General features: G+C 51.5%; 16 protein-coding genes, 2 tRNA genes and 4 rRNA genes. 9 read left to right on the top strand and 13 right to left on the bottom strand.

Annotated elements, in window-relative coordinates:
* The first annotated feature begins 43 nt into the window (after nucleotides 1-43).
* From HV318_RS11275 to HV318_RS11285, 3 genes are read left to right on the top strand one after another with little or no spacing between them, the layout of a single operon-like run.
* Nucleotides 44-1225: an amino acid ABC transporter permease gene (locus HV318_RS11275; protein WP_182272843.1), complete on the top strand. Its 1182-nt coding sequence runs from the start codon at nucleotides 44-46 to the stop codon at nucleotides 1223-1225.
* Between the two features lie 9 nt (nucleotides 1226-1234).
* The gene (locus HV318_RS11280) at nucleotides 1235-2338 is read left to right on the top strand and encodes an amino acid ABC transporter permease (protein WP_182272844.1); all 1104 of its coding nucleotides are present in this window, start codon (nucleotides 1235-1237) and stop codon (nucleotides 2336-2338) included.
* A gap of 7 nt (nucleotides 2339-2345) precedes the next feature.
* On the top strand, nucleotides 2346-3104 hold the full coding sequence (locus HV318_RS11285; RefSeq protein WP_014072042.1) for an amino acid ABC transporter ATP-binding protein: 759 nt from the start codon (nucleotides 2346-2348) through the stop codon (nucleotides 3102-3104).
* A 104-nt stretch (nucleotides 3105-3208) separates the two neighbouring features.
* Here the strand turns inward: HV318_RS11285 and rrf (HV318_RS11290) are convergent.
* The 6 genes from rrf (HV318_RS11290) to HV318_RS11315 all read right to left on the bottom strand — a co-directional run bounded on the left by rrf (HV318_RS11290) (nucleotide 3209) and on the right by HV318_RS11315 (nucleotide 8441).
* Nucleotides 3209-3324: ribosomal RNA gene (gene rrf, locus HV318_RS11290) — 5S ribosomal RNA — on the bottom strand.
* Nucleotides 3325-3367: 43 nt separating this feature from the next.
* Nucleotides 3368-3443: transfer RNA gene (locus HV318_RS11295), tRNA-Thr, on the bottom strand.
* Nucleotides 3444-3457: 14 nt separating this feature from the next.
* A 5S ribosomal RNA gene (gene rrf, locus HV318_RS11300) occupies nucleotides 3458-3573 on the bottom strand.
* Nucleotides 3574-3641: 68 nt separating this feature from the next.
* Nucleotides 3642-6547: ribosomal RNA gene (locus tag HV318_RS11305) — 23S ribosomal RNA — on the bottom strand.
* Between the two features lie 193 nt (nucleotides 6548-6740).
* A tRNA-Glu gene (locus HV318_RS11310) sits at nucleotides 6741-6816 on the bottom strand.
* Nucleotides 6817-6901: 85 nt separating this feature from the next.
* Nucleotides 6902-8441: ribosomal RNA gene (locus HV318_RS11315) — 16S ribosomal RNA — on the bottom strand.
* The 16S, 23S and 5S rRNA genes sit together here with 2 tRNA genes alongside, the layout of an rRNA operon.
* Before the next feature lie 476 nt (nucleotides 8442-8917).
* On the opposite strand from HV318_RS11315, the gene HV318_RS11320 reads away from it, so the two are divergent.
* A complete protein-coding gene (locus tag HV318_RS11320) occupies nucleotides 8918-9472 on the top strand; it encodes a gamma carbonic anhydrase family protein (protein WP_182272845.1) in 555 nt (184 codons plus the stop codon).
* Here the strand turns inward: HV318_RS11320 and HV318_RS11325 are convergent.
* Genes HV318_RS11325 through dprA form a run of 6 tightly spaced genes read right to left on the bottom strand, consistent with a single transcriptional unit; the run spans nucleotide 9448 to nucleotide 13231 of the window.
* Nucleotides 9448-9696: a DUF1488 family protein gene (locus HV318_RS11325; RefSeq protein ID WP_182272846.1), complete on the bottom strand. Its 249-nt coding sequence runs from the start codon at nucleotides 9694-9696 to the stop codon at nucleotides 9448-9450. The genes HV318_RS11320 and HV318_RS11325 overlap by 25 nt on opposite strands.
* Nucleotides 9693-10511, bottom strand: coding sequence for a shikimate dehydrogenase (gene aroE, locus HV318_RS11330; protein WP_182274582.1), 819 nt, complete (start codon nucleotides 10509-10511; stop codon nucleotides 9693-9695). The genes HV318_RS11325 and aroE overlap by 4 nt, the downstream gene beginning before the upstream one ends.
* Nucleotides 10512-10515: 4 nt before the next feature.
* On the bottom strand, nucleotides 10516-11088 hold the full coding sequence (gene tsaC / locus HV318_RS11335; RefSeq protein WP_182272847.1) for an L-threonylcarbamoyladenylate synthase type 1 TsaC: 573 nt from the start codon (nucleotides 11086-11088) through the stop codon (nucleotides 10516-10518).
* Nucleotides 11081-11635 (bottom strand): DNA topoisomerase family protein, encoded by a 555-nt coding sequence (locus HV318_RS11340; RefSeq protein ID WP_182272848.1) that lies wholly within the window; start codon nucleotides 11633-11635, stop codon nucleotides 11081-11083. Before HV318_RS11340 ends, tsaC begins: the two co-directional genes overlap by 8 nt.
* Nucleotides 11636-11661: 26 nt before the next feature.
* Nucleotides 11662-12135, bottom strand: coding sequence for a DUF494 family protein Smg (gene smg / locus HV318_RS11345; RefSeq protein ID WP_014072048.1), 474 nt, complete (start codon nucleotides 12133-12135; stop codon nucleotides 11662-11664).
* Nucleotides 12107-13231 carry a DNA-protecting protein DprA gene (dprA, locus tag HV318_RS11350; RefSeq protein WP_182272849.1) on the bottom strand — a complete coding sequence of 375 codons (1125 nt, stop codon included), beginning with the start codon at nucleotides 13229-13231 and terminating at the stop codon, nucleotides 12107-12109. Before dprA ends, smg begins: the two co-directional genes overlap by 29 nt.
* Before the next feature lie 127 nt (nucleotides 13232-13358).
* Here dprA and def point away from each other — a divergent pair, with 127 nt between their 5' ends.
* The 5 genes from def to mscL all read left to right on the top strand — a co-directional run bounded on the left by def (nucleotide 13359) and on the right by mscL (nucleotide 18130).
* On the top strand, nucleotides 13359-13868 hold the full coding sequence (def, locus tag HV318_RS11355; RefSeq protein WP_182272850.1) for a peptide deformylase: 510 nt from the start codon (nucleotides 13359-13361) through the stop codon (nucleotides 13866-13868).
* Nucleotides 13869-13893: 25 nt separating this feature from the next.
* Nucleotides 13894-14841: a methionyl-tRNA formyltransferase gene (gene fmt, locus HV318_RS11360; RefSeq protein ID WP_182272851.1), complete on the top strand. Its 948-nt coding sequence runs from the start codon at nucleotides 13894-13896 to the stop codon at nucleotides 14839-14841.
* Between the two features lie 46 nt (nucleotides 14842-14887).
* The gene (rsmB, locus tag HV318_RS11365) at nucleotides 14888-16174 is read left to right on the top strand and encodes a 16S rRNA (cytosine(967)-C(5))-methyltransferase RsmB (protein WP_182272852.1); all 1287 of its coding nucleotides are present in this window, start codon (nucleotides 14888-14890) and stop codon (nucleotides 16172-16174) included.
* A gap of 22 nt (nucleotides 16175-16196) precedes the next feature.
* Complete coding sequence (trkA, locus tag HV318_RS11370) at nucleotides 16197-17573, top strand: Trk system potassium transporter TrkA (protein WP_089600737.1); 1377 nt, start codon at nucleotides 16197-16199, stop codon at nucleotides 17571-17573.
* A 146-nt stretch (nucleotides 17574-17719) separates the two neighbouring features.
* A complete protein-coding gene (gene mscL, locus HV318_RS11375; protein ID WP_182272853.1) occupies nucleotides 17720-18130 on the top strand; it encodes a large-conductance mechanosensitive channel protein MscL in 411 nt (136 codons plus the stop codon).
* Here mscL and HV318_RS11380 read toward each other — a convergent pair whose 3' ends face one another.
* Complete coding sequence (locus HV318_RS11380; RefSeq protein ID WP_182274583.1) at nucleotides 18131-18346, bottom strand: alternative ribosome-rescue factor A; 216 nt, start codon at nucleotides 18344-18346, stop codon at nucleotides 18131-18133.
* Nucleotides 18347-18389 lie beyond the last annotated feature (43 nt).

Below are 18389 nucleotides of genomic sequence, written 5' to 3' on the forward strand. Positions count from 1 at the left end.
CACGCAGTGCCCAGTCCAGAGTCATGGTTACCGAGGTTTCTTTATGTCCCATCACCGCCCAATCGTAAAAGGATCGTTATCCTTTTCTCATCCCGCGGTCCGCGCCTGGCTATTCCAGATTATTGCTATCATCGCGGTTGTGGTCATCGTCGTTTATTTAATTCATAACACGGTTACCAACCTGAATAATCGCGGTATCACCTCCGGCTTTGCATTTCTGGATCGCAGCGCGGGTTTTGGTATTGTTCAGCATCTTATTGATTATCAGGAAGGAGATACGTACGGACGCGTGTTTGTGGTCGGCTTACTGAATACGCTGCTGGTTTCAGCACTCTGTATTGTTTTCGCCTCCATACTGGGATTCTTTATTGGCCTGGCCAGATTGTCAGAAAACTGGCTGCTGCGAAAACTGTCGACAATTTATATTGAGACGTTTCGCAATATCCCGCCACTGTTGCAGATCTTTTTCTGGTATTTCGCCGTACTGCGTAACCTTCCAGGTCCACGCCAGGCTGTCGATGCATTCGGCCTGCTTTTCCTGAGTAACCGTGGACTTTACATTCCCTCACCACAGGTTGCGGAAGGGTTGTATGCTTTTATCGCCGCCATTGTGCTTGCTCTTGTGATCTCTGCAGGGCTATTCCGCTATAACCGTAAACACCAAATCAAAACGGGTCAGCTTCGTAAGACATGGCCAACTGCGGTTGCCCTTATCATCGGTCTGCCGTTACTGACACACTGGCTGTTTGGTGCCGCGTTGCACTGGGATATTCCGCATCTTCGTGGTTTTAACTTCCAGGGTGGGATGGTATTAATCCCTGAACTGGCATCCCTGACGCTGGCGCTTTCGATTTATACCTCTGCATTTATTGCTGAAATCATTCGCGCGGGGATCCAGGCCGTGCCATATGGGCAGCATGAAGCTGCACGCTCTCTGGGATTACCGAATACGGTGACGCTTCGTCAGGTCATTATTCCGCAGGCTTTACGGGTCATCATCCCGCCACTGACCAGCCAGTACCTCAATATTGTCAAAAACTCGTCCCTGGCAGCAGCCATTGGCTACCCCGATATGGTGTCACTGTTCGCCGGAACCGTACTTAACCAGACCGGGCAAGCCATTGAAACCATCGCCATTACCATGTCTGTCTATCTGATCATCAGCCTGGCGATCTCGTTGCTGATGAACCTTTATAACCGCCGTATCGCCCTGGTTGAGCGCTAAGGAATTCTGATGACTAAAGCAATATTGTCGCACTCCTCGCGTCCTGCCCGCTCGACAGGTGGGCGCGTTATTCTCTGGGCACGTAAGAACCTGTTTTCCAGTTGGAGCAATAGCCTGCTGACAGTTGTCTGCCTGTGGCTCATGTGGGAATTAATCCCACCATTGCTGAACTGGGTCTTTTTGCAGGCGAACTGGGTGGGTTCAACTCGCGCTGACTGCACGAAAGCAGGCGCATGCTGGGTATTTATCCACGAGCGTTTTGGCCAGTTCATGTATGGATTGTACCCGCACGAACAACGCTGGCGGATTAACCTGGCGCTTGTTATCGGTTTGCTCTCTATCGCCGTGATGTTCTGGAAAAAACTGCCTCACCGTGGCCGCTACATTGCCTGCTGGGCAGTTGCCTATCCCATTATTGTATGGGTGCTGTTGTATGGCAGCGTTCTGGGGCTGGATCGTGTTGAAACTCGCCAGTGGGGCGGCCTGACGCTAACGTTGATCATCGCCTCCGTCGGGATAGCCGGCGCACTGCCGTGGGGAATTTTACTCGCACTTGGACGGCGTTCAAAAATGCCGGTCGTACGTGTGCTCTCCGTCATTTTCATTGAGTTCTGGCGTGGTGTGCCGCTTATCACCGTTCTGTTTATGTCTTCGGTGATGTTGCCGTTGTTTATGGCAGAAGGCACGACGATCGACAAACTGATCCGGGCCCTCGTTGGGGTAATTCTGTTCCAGTCGGCCTATGTCGCTGAGGTAGTACGCGGTGGTCTGCAGGCATTACCTAAGGGTCAGTACGAAGCAGCGGAATCACTGGCATTGGGTTACTGGAAAACGCAGGGGCTGGTGATACTCCCGCAGGCACTCAAGCTGGTTATTCCTGGTCTGGTCAACACGATCATTGCGCTCTTTAAAGATACCAGTCTGGTGATCATCATCGGACTGTTCGATCTCTTCAGCAGTGTGCAACAAGCCACCGTTGACCCTGTCTGGCTGGGCATGTCCACCGAGGGATATGTCTTTGCTGCTCTGATCTACTGGATCTTCTGTTTTAGCATGTCGCGCTATAGCCAGCATCTGGAAAAGCGCTTTAACACCGGGCGTACACCGCACTGAGGAAATTATGAGCCAGATTACTATGACACCCGCCGACGCGATGATTACGCTGGAAAACGTCAATAAATGGTACGGACAGTTTCACGTCCTGAAAGACATTAATCTTAAGGTAAAGCAGGGTGAACGAATCGTACTTTGCGGCCCTTCAGGTTCAGGGAAATCAACGACCATTCGCTGTATTAACCACCTTGAGGAACATCAGCAGGGTCGCATTGTTGTTGATGGCATTGAGCTGAATGAAGACATCCGCAACATCGAACGCGTGCGTCAGGAAGTGGGGATGGTGTTTCAGCACTTTAATCTGTTCCCCCACCTGACCGTTTTGCAGAACTGCACGCTGGCACCGATTTGGGTGCAAAAGATGCCGAAAAAGGAAGCCGAGGCGCTGGCGATGCACTATCTGGAACGCGTGCGTATTGCAGAGCACGCCAATAAATTCCCTGGGCAGATATCAGGTGGTCAACAACAGCGTGTGGCTATCGCCCGTTCACTGTGCATGAAACCCAAAATTATGCTGTTCGATGAGCCAACATCCGCGCTGGATCCAGAAATGGTGAAAGAGGTGCTGGATACCATGATTGGGTTGGCCCAATCCGGGATGACCATGTTGTGCGTAACACATGAAATGGGGTTTGCCAGAACTGTGGCCGACCGGGTGATCTTTATGGATCGTGGAGAGATTGTTGAGCAGGCACCACCGGATGAATTCTTTGCGCATCCGAAGTCCGAACGTACCCGGGCATTTTTGTCACAGGTGATTCACTAACCGTTTGATCTGCCCGGTGACGCTACGCTTACCGGGTTGACTGGTTTACGGAAAATATAACGCAAAAAGGCCATCCTTACGGATGGCCTTTTCACTTGTTTGATGTCTGGCAGTTCCCTACTCTCACATGGGGAGACCCCACACTACCATCGGCGCTACGGCGTTTCACTTCTGAGTTCGGCATGGGGTCAGGTGGGACCACCGCGCTAAAGCCGCCAGACAAATTCTTTTACTTCTTGCCGAACTTTAACCTAAGTATAAAGTGGTGCTGATACCCAGAGTCGAACTGGGGACCTCACCCTTACCAAGGGTGCGCTCTACCAACTGAGCCATATCAGCACGCTAAATTTGATGCCTGGCAGTTCCCTACTCTCACATGGGGAGACCCCACACTACCATCGGCGCTACGGCGTTTCACTTCTGAGTTCGGCATGGGGTCAGGTGGGACCACCGCGCTAAAGCCGCCAGGCAAATTCTGTTAATCTGTATCAAAGCTGAAAATATTCTGTCTCTTCGCCGAAACAGCTTCGGCGTTGTAAGGTTAAGCCTCACGGTTCATTAGTATCGGTTAGCTCAACGTATCGCTACGCTTACACACCCGACCTATCAACGTCGTCGTCTTCAACGTTCCTTCAGGAGACTTAAAGTCTCAGGGAGAACTCATCTCGGGGCAAGTTTCGTGCTTAGATGCTTTCAGCACTTATCTCTTCCGCATTTAGCTACCGGGCAATGCCATTGGCATGACAACCCGAACACCAGTGATGCGTCCACTCCGGTCCTCTCGTACTAGGAGCAGCCCCCCTCAATTCTCCAGCGCCCACGGCAGATAGGGACCGAACTGTCTCACGACGTTCTAAACCCAGCTCGCGTACCACTTTAAATGGCGAACAGCCATACCCTTGGGACCTACTTCAGCCCCAGGATGTGATGAGCCGACATCGAGGTGCCAAACACCGCCGTCGATATGAACTCTTGGGCGGTATCAGCCTGTTATCCCCGGAGTACCTTTTATCCGTTGAGCGATGGCCCTTCCATTCAGAACCACCGGATCACTATGACCTGCTTTCGCACCTGCTCGAGCCGTCACTCTCGCAGTCAAGCTAGCTTATGCCATTGCACTAACCTCCTGATGTCCGACCAGGATTAGCTAACCTTCGTGCTCCTCCGTTACTCTTTGGGAGGAGACCGCCCCAGTCAAACTACCCACCAGACACTGTCCGCAACCCGGATTACGGGTCTACGTTAGAACACCAGCCATTAAAGGGTGGTATTTCAAGGTCGGCTCCACGCAGACTGGCGTCCACGCTTCAAAGCCTCCCACCTATCCTACACATCAAGGACCAGTGTTCAGTGTCAAGCTATAGTAAAGGTTCACGGGGTCTTTCCGTCTTGCCGCGGGTACACTGCATCTTCACAGCGAGTTCAATTTCACTGAGTCTCGGGTGGAGACAGCCTGGCCATCATTACGCCATTCGTGCAGGTCGGAACTTACCCGACAAGGAATTTCGCTACCTTAGGACCGTTATAGTTACGGCCGCCGTTTACCGGGGCTTCGATCAAGAGCTTCGCGTTGCCGCTAACCCCATCAATTAACCTTCCGGCACCGGGCAGGCGTCACACCGTATACGTCCACTTTCGTGTTTGCACAGTGCTGTGTTTTTAATAAACAGTTGCAGCCAGCTGGTATCTTCGACTGATTTCAGCTCCACCCGCAGGGGCTTCACCTACATATCAGCGTGCCTTCTCCCGAAGTTACGGCACCATTTTGCCTAGTTCCTTCACCCGAGTTCTCTCAAGCGCCTTGGTATTCTCTACCTGACCACCTGTGTCGGTTTGGGGTACGATTTGATGTTACCTGATGCTTAGAGGCTTTTCCTGGAAGCAGGGCATTTGTTACTTCAGCACCGTAGTGCCTCGTCATCACACCTCAGCGTTAAAAAACGACCGGATTTACCTAATCGTTCCGCCTACATGCTTAAACCGGGACAACCGTCGCCCGGCTAACATAGCCTTCTCCGTCCCCCCTTCGCAGTAACACCAAGTACAGGAATATTAACCTGTTTCCCATCGACTACGCCTTTCGGCCTCGCCTTAGGGGTCGACTCACCCTGCCCCGATTAACGTTGGACAGGAACCCTTGGTCTTCCGGCGAGCGGGCTTTTCACCCGCTTTATCGTTACTTATGTCAGCATTCGCACTTCTGATACCTCCAGCATGCCTCACAGCACACCTTCAACGGCTTACAGAACGCTCCCCTACCCAACAACGCATAAGCGTCGCTGCCGCAGCTTCGGTGCATGGTTTAGCCCCGTTACATCTTCCGCGCAGGCCGACTCGACCAGTGAGCTATTACGCTTTCTTTAAATGATGGCTGCTTCTAAGCCAACATCCTGGCTGTCTGTGCCTTCCCACATCGTTTCCCACTTAACCATGACTTTGGGACCTTAGCTGGCGGTCTGGGTTGTTTCCCTCTTCACGACGGACGTTAGCACCCGCCGTGTGTCTCCCGTGATAACATTCTTCGGTATTCGTAGTTTGCATCGGGTTGGTAAGCCGGGATGGCCCCCTAGCCGAAACAGTGCTCTACCCCCGAAGATGAGTTCACGAGGCGCTACCTAAATAGCTTTCGGGGAGAACCAGCTATCTCCCGGTTTGATTGGCCTTTCACCCCCAGCCACAAGTCATCCGCTAATTTTTCAACATTAGTCGGTTCGGTCCTCCAGTTAGTGTTACCCAACCTTCAACCTGCCCATGGCTAGATCACCGGGTTTCGGGTCTATACCCTGCAACTTAACGCCCAGTTAAGACTCGGTTTCCCTTCGGCTCCCCTATACGGTTAACCTTGCTACAGAATATAAGTCGCTGACCCATTATACAAAAGGTACGCAGTCACACCACGAAGGTGCTCCCACTGCTTGTACGTACACGGTTTCAGGTTCTTTTTCACTCCCCTCGCCGGGGTTCTTTTCGCCTTTCCCTCACGGTACTGGTTCACTATCGGTCAGTCAGGAGTATTTAGCCTTGGAGGATGGTCCCCCCATATTCAGACAGGATACCACGTGTCCCGCCCTACTCTTCGAGTTCACAACCTGTGCATTTTCGTGTACGGGGCTGTCACCCTGTATCGCCGGACTTTCCAGACCGTTCCACTAACACACAAGCTGATTCAGACTCTGGGCTGCTCCCCGTTCGCTCGCCGCTACTGGGGGAATCTCGGTTGATTTCTTTTCCTCGGGGTACTTAGATGTTTCAGTTCCCCCGGTTCGCCTCGTTAACCTATGTATTCAGTTAACGATAGTGTGACGAATCACACTGGGTTTCCCCATTCGGACATCGCCGGGTCAAAGGTTCATATCACCTCGCCGGCGCTTTTCGCAGATTAGCACGTCCTTCATCGCCTCTGACTGCCAGGGCATCCACCGTGTACGCTTAGTCGCTTAACCTCACAACCCGAAGATGTTTCTTTCGATTCATCACCGACTTGCGAAAATTTGAGAGACTCGAACACACCATTTAAGATGTGTCGTTTCAATTTTCAGCTTGATCCAGATTTTTAAAGAGCAAATATCTCAAACAAGACTCGTGAGTCTGTTTTGAGATACGGTGGTCGGCGACTTTCACTCACAAACCAGCAAGTGGCGTCCCCTAGGGGATTCGAACCCCTGTTACCGCCGTGAAAGGGCGGTGTCCTGGGCCTCTAGACGAAGGGGACACTGAAGTCTCAATCGCAAGACGCCTTGCTATTTACTTTTCATCAGACAATCTGTGTGAGCACTGCAAAGGCAGGTTCTTTAAGGTAAGGAGGTGATCCAACCGCAGGTTCCCCTACGGTTACCTTGTTACGACTTCACCCCAGTCATGAATCACAAAGTGGTAAGCGCCCTCCCGAAGGTTAAGCTACCTACTTCTTTTGCAACCCACTCCCATGGTGTGACGGGCGGTGTGTACAAGGCCCGGGAACGTATTCACCGTAGCATTCTGATCTACGATTACTAGCGATTCCGACTTCATGGAGTCGAGTTGCAGACTCCAATCCGGACTACGACGCACTTTATGAGGTCCGCTTGCTCTCGCGAGGTCGCTTCTCTTTGTATGCGCCATTGTAGCACGTGTGTAGCCCTACTCGTAAGGGCCATGATGACTTGACGTCATCCCCACCTTCCTCCAGTTTATCACTGGCAGTCTCCTTTGAGTTCCCGGCCGGACCGCTGGCAACAAAGGATAAGGGTTGCGCTCGTTGCGGGACTTAACCCAACATTTCACAACACGAGCTGACGACAGCCATGCAGCACCTGTCTCAGAGTTCCCGAAGGCACCAAAGCATCTCTGCTAAGTTCTCTGGATGTCAAGAGTAGGTAAGGTTCTTCGCGTTGCATCGAATTAAACCACATGCTCCACCGCTTGTGCGGGCCCCCGTCAATTCATTTGAGTTTTAACCTTGCGGCCGTACTCCCCAGGCGGTCGACTTAACGCGTTAGCTCCGGAAGCCACGCCTCAAGGGCACAACCTCCAAGTCGACATCGTTTACGGCGTGGACTACCAGGGTATCTAATCCTGTTTGCTCCCCACGCTTTCGCACCTGAGCGTCAGTCTTTGTCCAGGGGGCCGCCTTCGCCACCGGTATTCCTCCAGATCTCTACGCATTTCACCGCTACACCTGGAATTCTACCCCCCTCTACAAGACTCTAGCCTGCCAGTTTCGAATGCAGTTCCCAGGTTGAGCCCGGGGATTTCACATCCGACTTGACAGACCGCCTGCGTGCGCTTTACGCCCAGTAATTCCGATTAACGCTTGCACCCTCCGTATTACCGCGGCTGCTGGCACGGAGTTAGCCGGTGCTTCTTCTGCGGGTAACGTCAATTGCTGTGGTTATTAACCACAACACCTTCCTCCCCGCTGAAAGTACTTTACAACCCGAAGGCCTTCTTCATACACGCGGCATGGCTGCATCAGGCTTGCGCCCATTGTGCAATATTCCCCACTGCTGCCTCCCGTAGGAGTCTGGACCGTGTCTCAGTTCCAGTGTGGCTGGTCATCCTCTCAGACCAGCTAGGGATCGTCGCCTAGGTGAGCCGTTACCCCACCTACTAGCTAATCCCATCTGGGCACATCTGATGGCAAGAGGCCCGAAGGTCCCCCTCTTTGGTCTTGCGACGTTATGCGGTATTAGCTACCGTTTCCAGTAGTTATCCCCCTCCATCAGGCAGTTTCCCAGACATTACTCACCCGTCCGCCGCTCGTCACCCGGGAGCAAGCTCCCTGTGTTACCGCCCGACTTGCATGTGTTAGGCCTGCCGCCAGCGTTCAATCTGAGCCATGATCAAACTCTTCAATTTAAAAGTTTGATGCTCAATGAATTAAACTTCGTAATGAATTACGTGTTCACTCGTTGAGACTTGGTATTCATTTATCGTCCGAGGACGTTAAGAATCCATGTCACTTTGAGTGCCCACACAGATTGTCTGATAAATTGTTAAAGAGCAGTTGCAACGCGGCTTTCAGCTCACCGTTGCGAGGTGGCGTATATTACGCTTTCCTCTTTCAGAGTCAACCCGTTATTTCAGAATTTTTCTCTTCAACCGACCGGGTTGTTTGTGAAGTGATTCACATCCGCCGTGTCGATGGAGGCGCATTATAGGGATCCCATTTTTTAGCACAAGCATTTTTTAGATCTTTTTTTCTGACTGTCGATTTTCCGTTCTTTTCGCTGGAATCCCGCCCGATCTGCTTAAATATTGACGCATTTTGCCTTGCCTCGATCCAATAATATGATCAAAGTCTTCTGTATAGCGCCCATCTCGTCGAGGTAGATATGTCTGCAGTATTACGTCCTTATAAAGATCTGTTCCCCCAAAAAGGCGATCGTGTGATGATCGATGCCAGTAGTGTCGTCATTGGCGATGTCCGAATCGCCGATGACGTCAGCATCTGGCCTCTCGTTGCGATCAGGGGGGATGTTAACTATGTGGCAATTGGCGCACGCACCAATATTCAGGACGGTAGCGTTCTGCATGTGACCCACAGATCCTCATATAACCCGGAAGGCAATCCCCTCATCATCGGAGAGGATGTTACCGTTGGCCATAAAGTGATGCTCCACGGCTGCACTATCGGGAATCGGGTGCTTGTTGGTATGGGATCAATCCTGCTGGATGACGTCATAGTAGAAGATGACGTGATGATTGGTGCCGGGAGTCTTGTCCCGCAAAACAAACGCCTGGAAAGTGGCTATCTCTATTTAGGCAGCCCGGTAAAACAGATCCGCCCCTTAAAAGAGGCGGAGATCGAAGGATTGAAATATTCAGCGAATAACTACGTGAAATGGAAAGATGAGTATCTGGCTCAGGACAACCAGACCCAGCCCTGATCGTCTTCCTGCTGATCGCGGATTAAATCGCTGGCTTCTTCTTCAAGATCCCAGCGATTTTCGCAAAATACCTCTAGCGGGTTTGAACCACCAAAGCGACTCAGCAGCACTTCTCCACTGATAGCACAAGTAAGTTGCATTCCATGTACCAGCACCGGGAAGCAGACCGCTTGTTTACTCTCATCCCAGTTTTCCCGGTCAGGAAAGTGGATCGCCTGATTCACGCCGTGAGCTCCTGTTTCAGCTTTTCAATCACCGGTTCCACCGCAGGTAACACGCCGTGCCAGAGCAATACCGCATGTGCTGCCTGTCCCACCAGCATACCCAGACCGTCAGCCAGATGTTTCGCGCCGTGTTGTTCACACCACATCAGGAAAGGCGTTTTACCTTTCTGATAAAACATATCGTAAAAATACATGTGGGCATTTACCAGCGACGCAGGGATCGCTGGCACTTCTCCAGCAATACCGCTGGAAGTGGCATTAATGACAAGATCGAATTCGCCATCGGCAAGATCATCAAGCGCGACTGCGCTCACACTGCCAGTATGTGCGAACACCGCCGCTAACTCTTCTGCTCGGGAGAAAGTTCGGTTGGTAATGGTCACCGCACAATCCAGTGAAAGGAGCGGCAACAGCACGCCCCGCGATGCCCCGCCAGCACCGATCAACAAAACCCGAAAACCGGGTTTGATAAATGACAGTCTTTCCAGATCGCTAAGTAAACCAATCCCGTCAGTGTTGTCACCCAGGAGGCGGCCATCCTCAAGTCGCTTAAGCGTATTCACCGCACCAGCAAGAGAAGCGCGCTCGGTCAGCTCATCCGCACGTTCGAAAGCTTCTTCCTTAAAGGGTACCGTCACATTTGCACCTTTACCGCCCGCCTCAAAAAAGGCATCCAGTGTAGTAACAAATGCATCAACGGGTGCCAGCACGCGGCCATAGGGATGATCTATCTGCAGTTGTTCAGCAAACTGCTGATGGATCAAAGGCGACTTACTGTGTGCAATCGGATTACCAAAAACAGCATAAGTTTCCATCATATTACCCCTGGCGAAAGCGTTCGCCGGTCAAGGCGTCACGAATTTCTGACGGATTCAGGCGACCCCCAGTTTCACCGACGGCGACCGGAAAATCATTCCCGAACTGCGCCAGTACTTCTTCAGTGGTTCGGCAAGGAGGCAGCCCGGTCAGGTTAGCGCTGGTTGAGACCAGTGGTTTGCCAAACGCCAGACATAGCGCCACCACCAGCGGATGATCCGTTACACGCACGGCGAGGGAATCAAAGCGCCCGGTTAACCAACGCGGCGTGGTCGGCTTCGCCGGGAAAACAAAGGTCACTGGCCCGGGCCATACGGAGAAGATGGTCTCACGCTGCGCCGGAGTCAGCATGGAATCATCAATATAAGGTTTAAGCTGCTCGTAACTGGCAGCAATCAAAATCAGCCCTTTTTCGACAGGTCTTTGTTTTAATGCAAGTAAGCGGCTCACAGCCGTTTCGCTGTCAGGATCGCAACCGACTCCAAAGACAGCTTCTGTTGGATAAGCGATGACTTCTTCATTTTTCAGAACATCCACCGCATGCGCGATGGAGCCCGATGGCAGGTTATTATTCACTGTTTTGATCCGCCGAAACCGGCTTTCCACATTGTTTACTGGCGCAGAAGCGTTTCATGCCTTGCGCCGTTTTCTTCTCTATAAGTAGCGGATAATTGCAATGGGAGCAGATCCCCGCTACCGGTTTGAAATTGATAACGAACTGGCATTCAGGATAGCGATCGCAAGAATGGAAGGTCTTACCAAAACGGGAGCGTCGCTGTACCAGTTGCCCGCGCTGACACTGAGGACACGCAATGGCCGTTTCATCTGGCTTATCAATTTGCTCTGTATGTTCACATTCGGGGTAACGGCTACACCCAATGAACATCCCGAAACGGCCTTGCCGTAACGCTAACTCACCGCCGCAGAGAGGGCAAAGCTGCCCCTCCAGAATTTTAACGATATGTCCATCCGCCTGGCTTTTCAGGGGACGGACATAATCACATTCCGGATAGTGTGAACAACCGAGAAACGGACCGTGTTTCCCGGACCGAATGACAAGTTCAGCCCCACACTGTGGGCAGGGCTCGTTTTTATGCACCGTGAATAGTGCGGATTTGGCCATAACAACTCTTGGTGCTGCACATTGAATTAGTGCAGCATACCTTCATTCACTTCAAAGAGTAATTCTTCCATTTGCTGATAGGCATTTTCACAGCCCGGAATATTAAACAGAACCATCAGGATCACCCATTTCAGGTCTTCCAGTTCGAACTCTGCCGTATCCAGCGCCATGACGCGCTCTATCACCATTTCTCTCGTTTCGAGGTTTAGCACCTGAATCTGCTCAAGGAATAAGATGAATCCCCGGCAGCTGGCGTCCAGTCTTTCACACTCTTCAGCTGTATAGATGCGCACTGACAATGGGTCAGAGGCAAGCTGCATCGGTTCGGCGAGGCCTTCCTGATAATCAGCCAGTTTCTCCAGCCACATCAACGCATTATAAATATCTTCCCGCTCAAATCCCGCATCGGTAAGATCCCGTGTCAATTTGTCCTGATCCACTCGCATTTCTGCTTCGTTATGGATGTAAGTTTCAAACAAATACATCAGTACGTCGAACATGGCATGCCCTCCTTAATCGGACATAGCCGCCGGGTACAGCTGCGATCCACCCTGCTAACTCCAGTTCGAGTAGCTGTGCTACCGTTACTGGCACAGGTTGGCCGGCACGTTCAGCGACAACGTCAACAGGTGTTACCTCATCTCCTACGTTAGCCAGGAGCTTAGGAAATGGCAATGCCACCTTCTCCTGATCTGATGAATAATGTTGCTTTTCGGGATCGTCCGGCAACCAATGCAGCCCATATTGCAAATTATCAAGAATGTCCTCTACACCAGTCACTGGCGTGGCACCTTGTTTTATTAGCCAGTGTGGTCCTTCGCATCCGGGGTTACCTATTGGACCAGGTAAGGCAAACACTTCTCTCCCCTGTTCAAGCGCACACCTTGCCGTCACAAGTGAACCGCTTCGTAATGCCGCTTCAACCACCAGCACTCCCAGGCTTAGTCCGCTGATAATTCGGTTACGGCGTGGGAAATGACCAGGCCTGGGCTGCGTTGACAGTGAGAACTCGGACACTATCGCCCCTTCGGATGCTATAAGACGCTCAGCCAGGGGCTGATGCCTGCGCGGATAAATGCTAAAAAGCCCGTTACCCAACACTGCCACACTGCGTCCGTTTACTGACAACGCCGCGTTGTGAGCTACGCCGTCAATTCCGCATGCCAGCCCGCTGGTAATGGTGAAACCGGATTGTGAAAGCTGCTCACACAGGATCTTCCCCCAGCGCTCGCCATACCAGGAAGGCGTACGGCTTCCAACCACGGCCAGTTGAACAGCGCTGAGGGCGGTAAGATTACCTTTAACGAATAGCGCCCCGGGATAATCAGGAAAAGTGCGAAGTAAAGGGGGATAAAGAGGATGATTTGCAGTCAGCAGATGGTTTCCAGGCTGTTCAAGCCACACCAGGCTGCACTCAAGCTCATGTTCACCGAGCGCAAAAAACCGCTTTGCCTGTGTTACCGACAACCCGGCCTCTCTGATAGCTGCACCATCGATCGTTGACTGCTTAAGCAGCCATGATGCCGCTTCCAGCATCGCATCACCACATAGTGAACCTATGTTGATTAACCGTAACCATATCTCTGTGGATGTCATCCTTTTCCCTGCCATAAGCAGCCTCAGCAATCTTTGCGATTGGTCACTGATGCTGTCAATCGATGGGGGATTTGTCTAGAATAGAGGTAATATTCTTATCAACTCCTGAACACGACTCTGGAAATTTATGGCAGTTTTGCAAGTGTTACATATTCCGGACGAGCGCCTTCGCATCGTCGCTGAACCGGTTAAAGAAGTGAATGCAGAAATTCAGCGTATCGTCGATGATATGTTCGATACCATGTATACCGAAGAAGGTATTGGCCTTGCGGCAACGCAGGTAGACATTCACAAACGAATTATCGTGATTGATGTATCAGAGAATCGCGACGGTCGACTGGTGCTTATCAACCCTGAGTTGCTCGAGAAGAGTGGCGAAACAGGTATTGAGGAAGGTTGTCTGTCCATTCCAGAACAGCGCGCTTTAGTGCCGCGTGCCGAGAAAATCAAAATTCGCGCCCTGGATCGTGACGGTAACCCGTTCGAACTGGAAGCAGACGACCTGCTCGCAATTTGTATTCAGCATGAGATGGATCACCTGGTCGGTAAACTGTTTATCGATTATCTCTCTCCGCTGAAACAGCAGCGTATTCGTCAGAAAGTAGAGAAACTGGATCGTTTGCGCTCTCGCGCATAACGTCCCCCCGGATACAAGGAATAACGTGTCTAAAACACTACGTATTATCTTCGCGGGTACCCCTGATTTTGCAGCGCGTCATCTTGACGCACTGCTATCTTCTGGCCACCAGGTTGTGGGTGTCTTTACTCAACCGGACCGCCCTGCTGGTCGCGGTAAAAAGCTGATGCCGAGCCCGGTAAAGGTATTGGCCGAAGAACATGGATTACCTGTTTTTCAGCCTGCATCCTTACGCCCTCAGGAAAATCAACAGTTAGTCGCTGACCTGAACGCTGACGTGATGGTGGTAGTCGCTTACGGCTTAATTCTGCCAAAAAGCGTGCTTGATATGCCGCACCTGGGTTGTATCAACGTTCATGGTTCTCTGCTCCCTCGCTGGCGCGGGGCGGCACCTATTCAACGCTCTCTGTGGGCAGGCGATGCTGAAACTGGCGTCACAATCATGAAGATGGACGTAGGTTTAGACACGGGCGACATGCTGTATAAACTGGCCTGTCCAATCACTGCAGACGATACCAGTGCCACGCTATACGACAAACTGGCAGATCTTGGTCCGCAGGGTCTTATCGAAACCTTGCAGCAGCTTGCTGATAACACTGCAAAACCTGAAGTTCAGGATGAAGCGCTGGTGACCTATGCAGAAAAACTGAGCAAAGAAGAGGCTCAGATTGACTGGTCACTACCTGCTGCTCAGCTTGAACGTTGCATTCGCGCCTTTAATCCGTGGCCAATGAGCTGGATGATGATTGATGACCAACCGGTAAAAGTCTGGAAGGCCTCTGTGATTGACAGCAGTGTGTCTGCGGCTCCAGGAACGATCGTCGAAGCGAACAAGCAAGGCATCCAGGTCGCGACCTCAGAAGGTATTTTGAATCTTGAGTCGCTGCAACCTGCGGGTAAGAAAGCGATGAGCGCTCAGGATCTATTAAATTCTCGTCGCGAGTGGTTTATCCCTGGCAATCGTCTTGCCTGAGCAAATTTCTTCTTAAGGCCCGGAGTTTCCGGGCATTTTTACGGTTATGAAAAAACAAAATCTACGCAGTCTGGCGGCACAGGCCGTTGAGCAAGTTGTCGAGCAGGGTCAGTCACTGAGCAATGTCCTGCCTCCACTACAACAAAAAGTGTCCGATAAAGACAAAGCACTGCTTCAGGAGCTGTGTTTTGGCGTCCTGCGCACCCTTTCTCAGCTTGAGTGGTTGATTAATAAGCTGATGTCACGCCCAATGACGGGTAAGCAACGTACCGTGCATTACTTGATCATGGTTGGCTTCTATCAGCTTCTTCATACCCGTATCCCGCCTCATGCTGCGCTTGCTGAAACGGTGGAAGGTGCCGTTGCGATTAAACGCCCGCAACTGAAAGGATTGATCAACGGGGTATTACGCCAGTTCCAGCGACAGCAGGAAGAGCTTCTGGCTGAATTTGCTCAAAGCGAAACGCGTTTCCTGCACCCTGACTGGCTTCTGAAGCGTCTTAAGAAAGCGTATCCACAACAGTGGCAGAACATTGCTGACGCCAATAACCAACGTCCACCGATGTGGCTGCGCGTCAACCGTAACCACCATACCCGAGACGCATGGCTGGCTTTACTGGAAGAAGCCGGGATGAGTGGATTCCCCCATGAGGCCTACCCTGACGCCGTTCGTTTAGCCTCCCCAGCGCCAGTACATGTACTACCCGGTTTTGAAGAGGGTTGGGTGACCGTACAGGACGCCTCGGCACAGGGCTGCATGACATGGCTTGAACCGAAAAACGGTGAGCAGATCCTCGATCTTTGCGCCGCACCTGGCGGCAAAACAACCCATATTCTGGAAGTCGCTCCGCAAGCTAACGTGATGGCAGTAGATGTCGATGAACAGCGTCTGTCACGCGTCTATGACAACCTGAAGCGTCTGGGGATGAAAGCGCAGGTCAAACAGGGCGATGGGCGTAAACCTGCAGAATGGTGTGGTGAGACGCAGTTCGACCGTATTTTGCTGGATGCCCCCTGCTCCGCAACCGGCGTGATTCGTCGTCATCCTGATATCAAGTGGCTACGTCGCGATCGTGATATTCCAGAGCTTGCTCAGCTGCAATCTGAAATTCTCGACGCCATCTGGCCGCATCTGAAATCAGGCGGGACGCTGGTCTATGCAACATGTTCCATACTTCCGGAAGAAAACAGCCAGCAAATTGCAGCCTTCCTTAAACGTACCCCTGATGCTGCACTGCATGACACAGGGACGCCAGAGCGTCCTGGTCAGCAAAACCTGCCTGGCGCAGAAGAAGGTGATGGCTTCTTTTACGCTAAGCTAATCAAAGAGTGATGTTGAGAACAGGTCACGAGAGATGAAAATTATCATTCTGGGCGCAGGACAGGTTGGCGGGACGCTGGCGGAAAATCTTGTCGGCGAAAACAACGATATCACGATCGTCGATACGAATGGCGATCGGCTACGCGTTTTGCAGGACAAATTTGACCTCCGCGTTGTACAGGGCCACGGTTCACACCCACGCGTGCTTCGCGAGGCCGGAGCCGATGATGCCGACATGCTGGTTGCAGTAACCAGTTCGGACGAAACCAATATGGTCGCGTGCCAGGTGGCCTATTCACTGTTCAACACGCCGAACAGGATTGCTCGTATTCGCTCCCCGGACTATGTCCGGGACGCAGAAAAACTGTTTAATTCAGAAGCCGTACCTATCGACCATCTGATTGCGCCAGAACAACTGGTTATCGACAATATATACCGCCTGATCGAGTACCCGGGTGCTTTGCAGGTTGTTAACTTTGCCGAAGGGAAAGTGAGCCTGGCCGTGGTTAAAGCCTATTACGGTGGACCATTGATCGGTAACGCACTGTCTACCATGCGCGAGCACATGCCGCATATCGACACCCGCGTCGCGGCCATTTTCCGCCATGACAGACCTATCCGCCCGCAAGGCTCCACCATTGTGGAAGCTGGCGATGAGGTCTTCTTTATTGCCGCGTCGCAGCATATCCGTGCCGTGATGAGTGAGCTTCAGCGTCTCGAAAAGCCGTACAAGCGTATTATGCTGGTCGGCGGGGGCAATATCGGCGCGGGCCTGGCTCGTCGACTTGAGAAAGATTACAGCGTGAAGTTGATCGAACGCGATCAGCAACGCGCATCTGAACTGGCGGAAAAGTTACAGAACACGATCGTGTTTTATGGTGACGCATCGGATCAGGAATTACTGGCCGAAGAACATATTGATCAAGTTGATCTCTTCATTGCCGTCACCAACGACGACGAAGCGAATATTATGTCCGCTATGCTCGCCAAACGTATGGGGGCAAAAAAGGTCATGGTGCTTATCCAGCGCCGTGCCTACGTCGACCTTGTTCAGGGAAGCGTGATTGATATCGCCATTTCACCGCAGCAAGCCACAATTTCCGCATTGCTCAGTCATGTCCGTAAAGCAGATATTGTCGGTGTTTCATCACTTCGCCGTGGTGTCGCTGAAGCCATTGAAGCGGTCGCGCACGGGGATGAAACCACGTCACGCGTAGTGGGTCGCTCCATAGATGAAATTAAATTGCCGCCAGGTACGATCATTGGTGCCGTAGTACGTGGAAATGATGTCATGATCGCCAATGATAATTTACGTATCGAGCAAGGTGACCACGTCATTATGTTCCTTACCGACAAAAAGTTTATTACCGACGTCGAACGTTTATTCCAGCCAAGTCCATTCTTCCTTTAATGATTCGGGTGCCTGTAAAAGAGCATCCGCACATTAACCATTTAATTTATATGCCTTTTATTTTTCATAAGGTTTATTTATCTCCAATGGAAATTGGCTAATCATTTGTTAAACTTATAACCGTCAGCTGGCACAAGGAGAACATAATGAGTTTTATTAAAGAATTTCGCGAATTTGCGATGCGCGGGAATGTGGTGGATCTGGCTGTGGGTGTCATTATTGGTGCAGCGTTCGGTAAGATCGTTTCATCATTAGTGGCCGACATTATCATGCCACCTTTAGGATTGCTGATCGGGGGGATTGATTTCAAACAATTCGCCGTCACGCTCAGGGATGCGCAGGGGGATGTCCCGGCGGTTGTAATGCATTACGGCGTGTTTATTCAGAACATATTTGATTTCGTGATCGTGGCGTTCGCCATTTTTATGGCCATCAAGCTCATCAACAAGCTTAACCGTAAAAAAGAAGAACCGGCTGCAGCGCCAGCACCAACGAAAGAAGAAGTCTTGCTGACTGAAATTCGCGACCTGTTAAAAGAGCAAAATAGCCGCTCTTAATCAGTAGCTAAAAGCAGGAAGGCCAGTGGTAAATAAGCGATTCGCTTGCTTGCCACTGGCCTCCCAGTTACCCCGTTTTGCATGTTTGTTTTTACGCAGATAACTTCCTTTCCCTTTTTTACTTTTCTCAACACGCTGTCTGAAAAGCGGGTCGTGAAGTAAAGCTTCAATGGCGTTATCCTTAATTTGCCCCTTCGTATGCTGATAGTGACTCATCATTTCTCCTGAGTTTGGTTTAAGTCGTCGGAAGTCTAGACCC

The organism is Enterobacter sp. RHBSTW-00901 (genome assembly GCF_014103115.1).
GTDB classification, from domain to species: domain Bacteria; phylum Pseudomonadota; class Gammaproteobacteria; order Enterobacterales; family Enterobacteriaceae; genus Enterobacter; species Enterobacter cloacae_P.

Coding starts and splice junctions, on each gene's coding strand:
- def (WP_182272850.1), top strand. CDS start 13,359: ATGGCAGTTTTGCAAGTGTTACATATTCCGGACGAGCGCCTTCGCATC.
- aroE (WP_182274582.1), bottom strand. CDS start 10,511: ATGGAAACTTATGCTGTTTTTGGTAATCCGATTGCACACAGTAAGTCG.
- dprA (WP_182272849.1), bottom strand. CDS start 13,231: ATGACATCCACAGAGATATGGTTACGGTTAATCAACATAGGTTCACTA.
- smg (WP_014072048.1), bottom strand. CDS start 12,135: ATGTTCGACGTACTGATGTATTTGTTTGAAACTTACATCCATAACGAA.
- HV318_RS11285 (WP_014072042.1), top strand. CDS start 2,346: ATGAGCCAGATTACTATGACACCCGCCGACGCGATGATTACGCTGGAA.
- HV318_RS11275 (WP_182272843.1), top strand. CDS start 44: ATGTCCCATCACCGCCCAATCGTAAAAGGATCGTTATCCTTTTCTCAT.
- rsmB (WP_182272852.1), top strand. CDS start 14,888: ATGAAAAAACAAAATCTACGCAGTCTGGCGGCACAGGCCGTTGAGCAA.
- HV318_RS11340 (WP_182272848.1), bottom strand. CDS start 11,635: ATGGCCAAATCCGCACTATTCACGGTGCATAAAAACGAGCCCTGCCCA.
- HV318_RS11380 (WP_182274583.1), bottom strand. CDS start 18,346: ATGAGTCACTATCAGCATACGAAGGGGCAAATTAAGGATAACGCCATT.
- HV318_RS11320 (WP_182272845.1), top strand. CDS start 8,918: ATGTCTGCAGTATTACGTCCTTATAAAGATCTGTTCCCCCAAAAAGGC.
- mscL (WP_182272853.1), top strand. CDS start 17,720: ATGAGTTTTATTAAAGAATTTCGCGAATTTGCGATGCGCGGGAATGTG.
- trkA (WP_089600737.1), top strand. CDS start 16,197: ATGAAAATTATCATTCTGGGCGCAGGACAGGTTGGCGGGACGCTGGCG.
- HV318_RS11280 (WP_182272844.1), top strand. CDS start 1,235: ATGACTAAAGCAATATTGTCGCACTCCTCGCGTCCTGCCCGCTCGACA.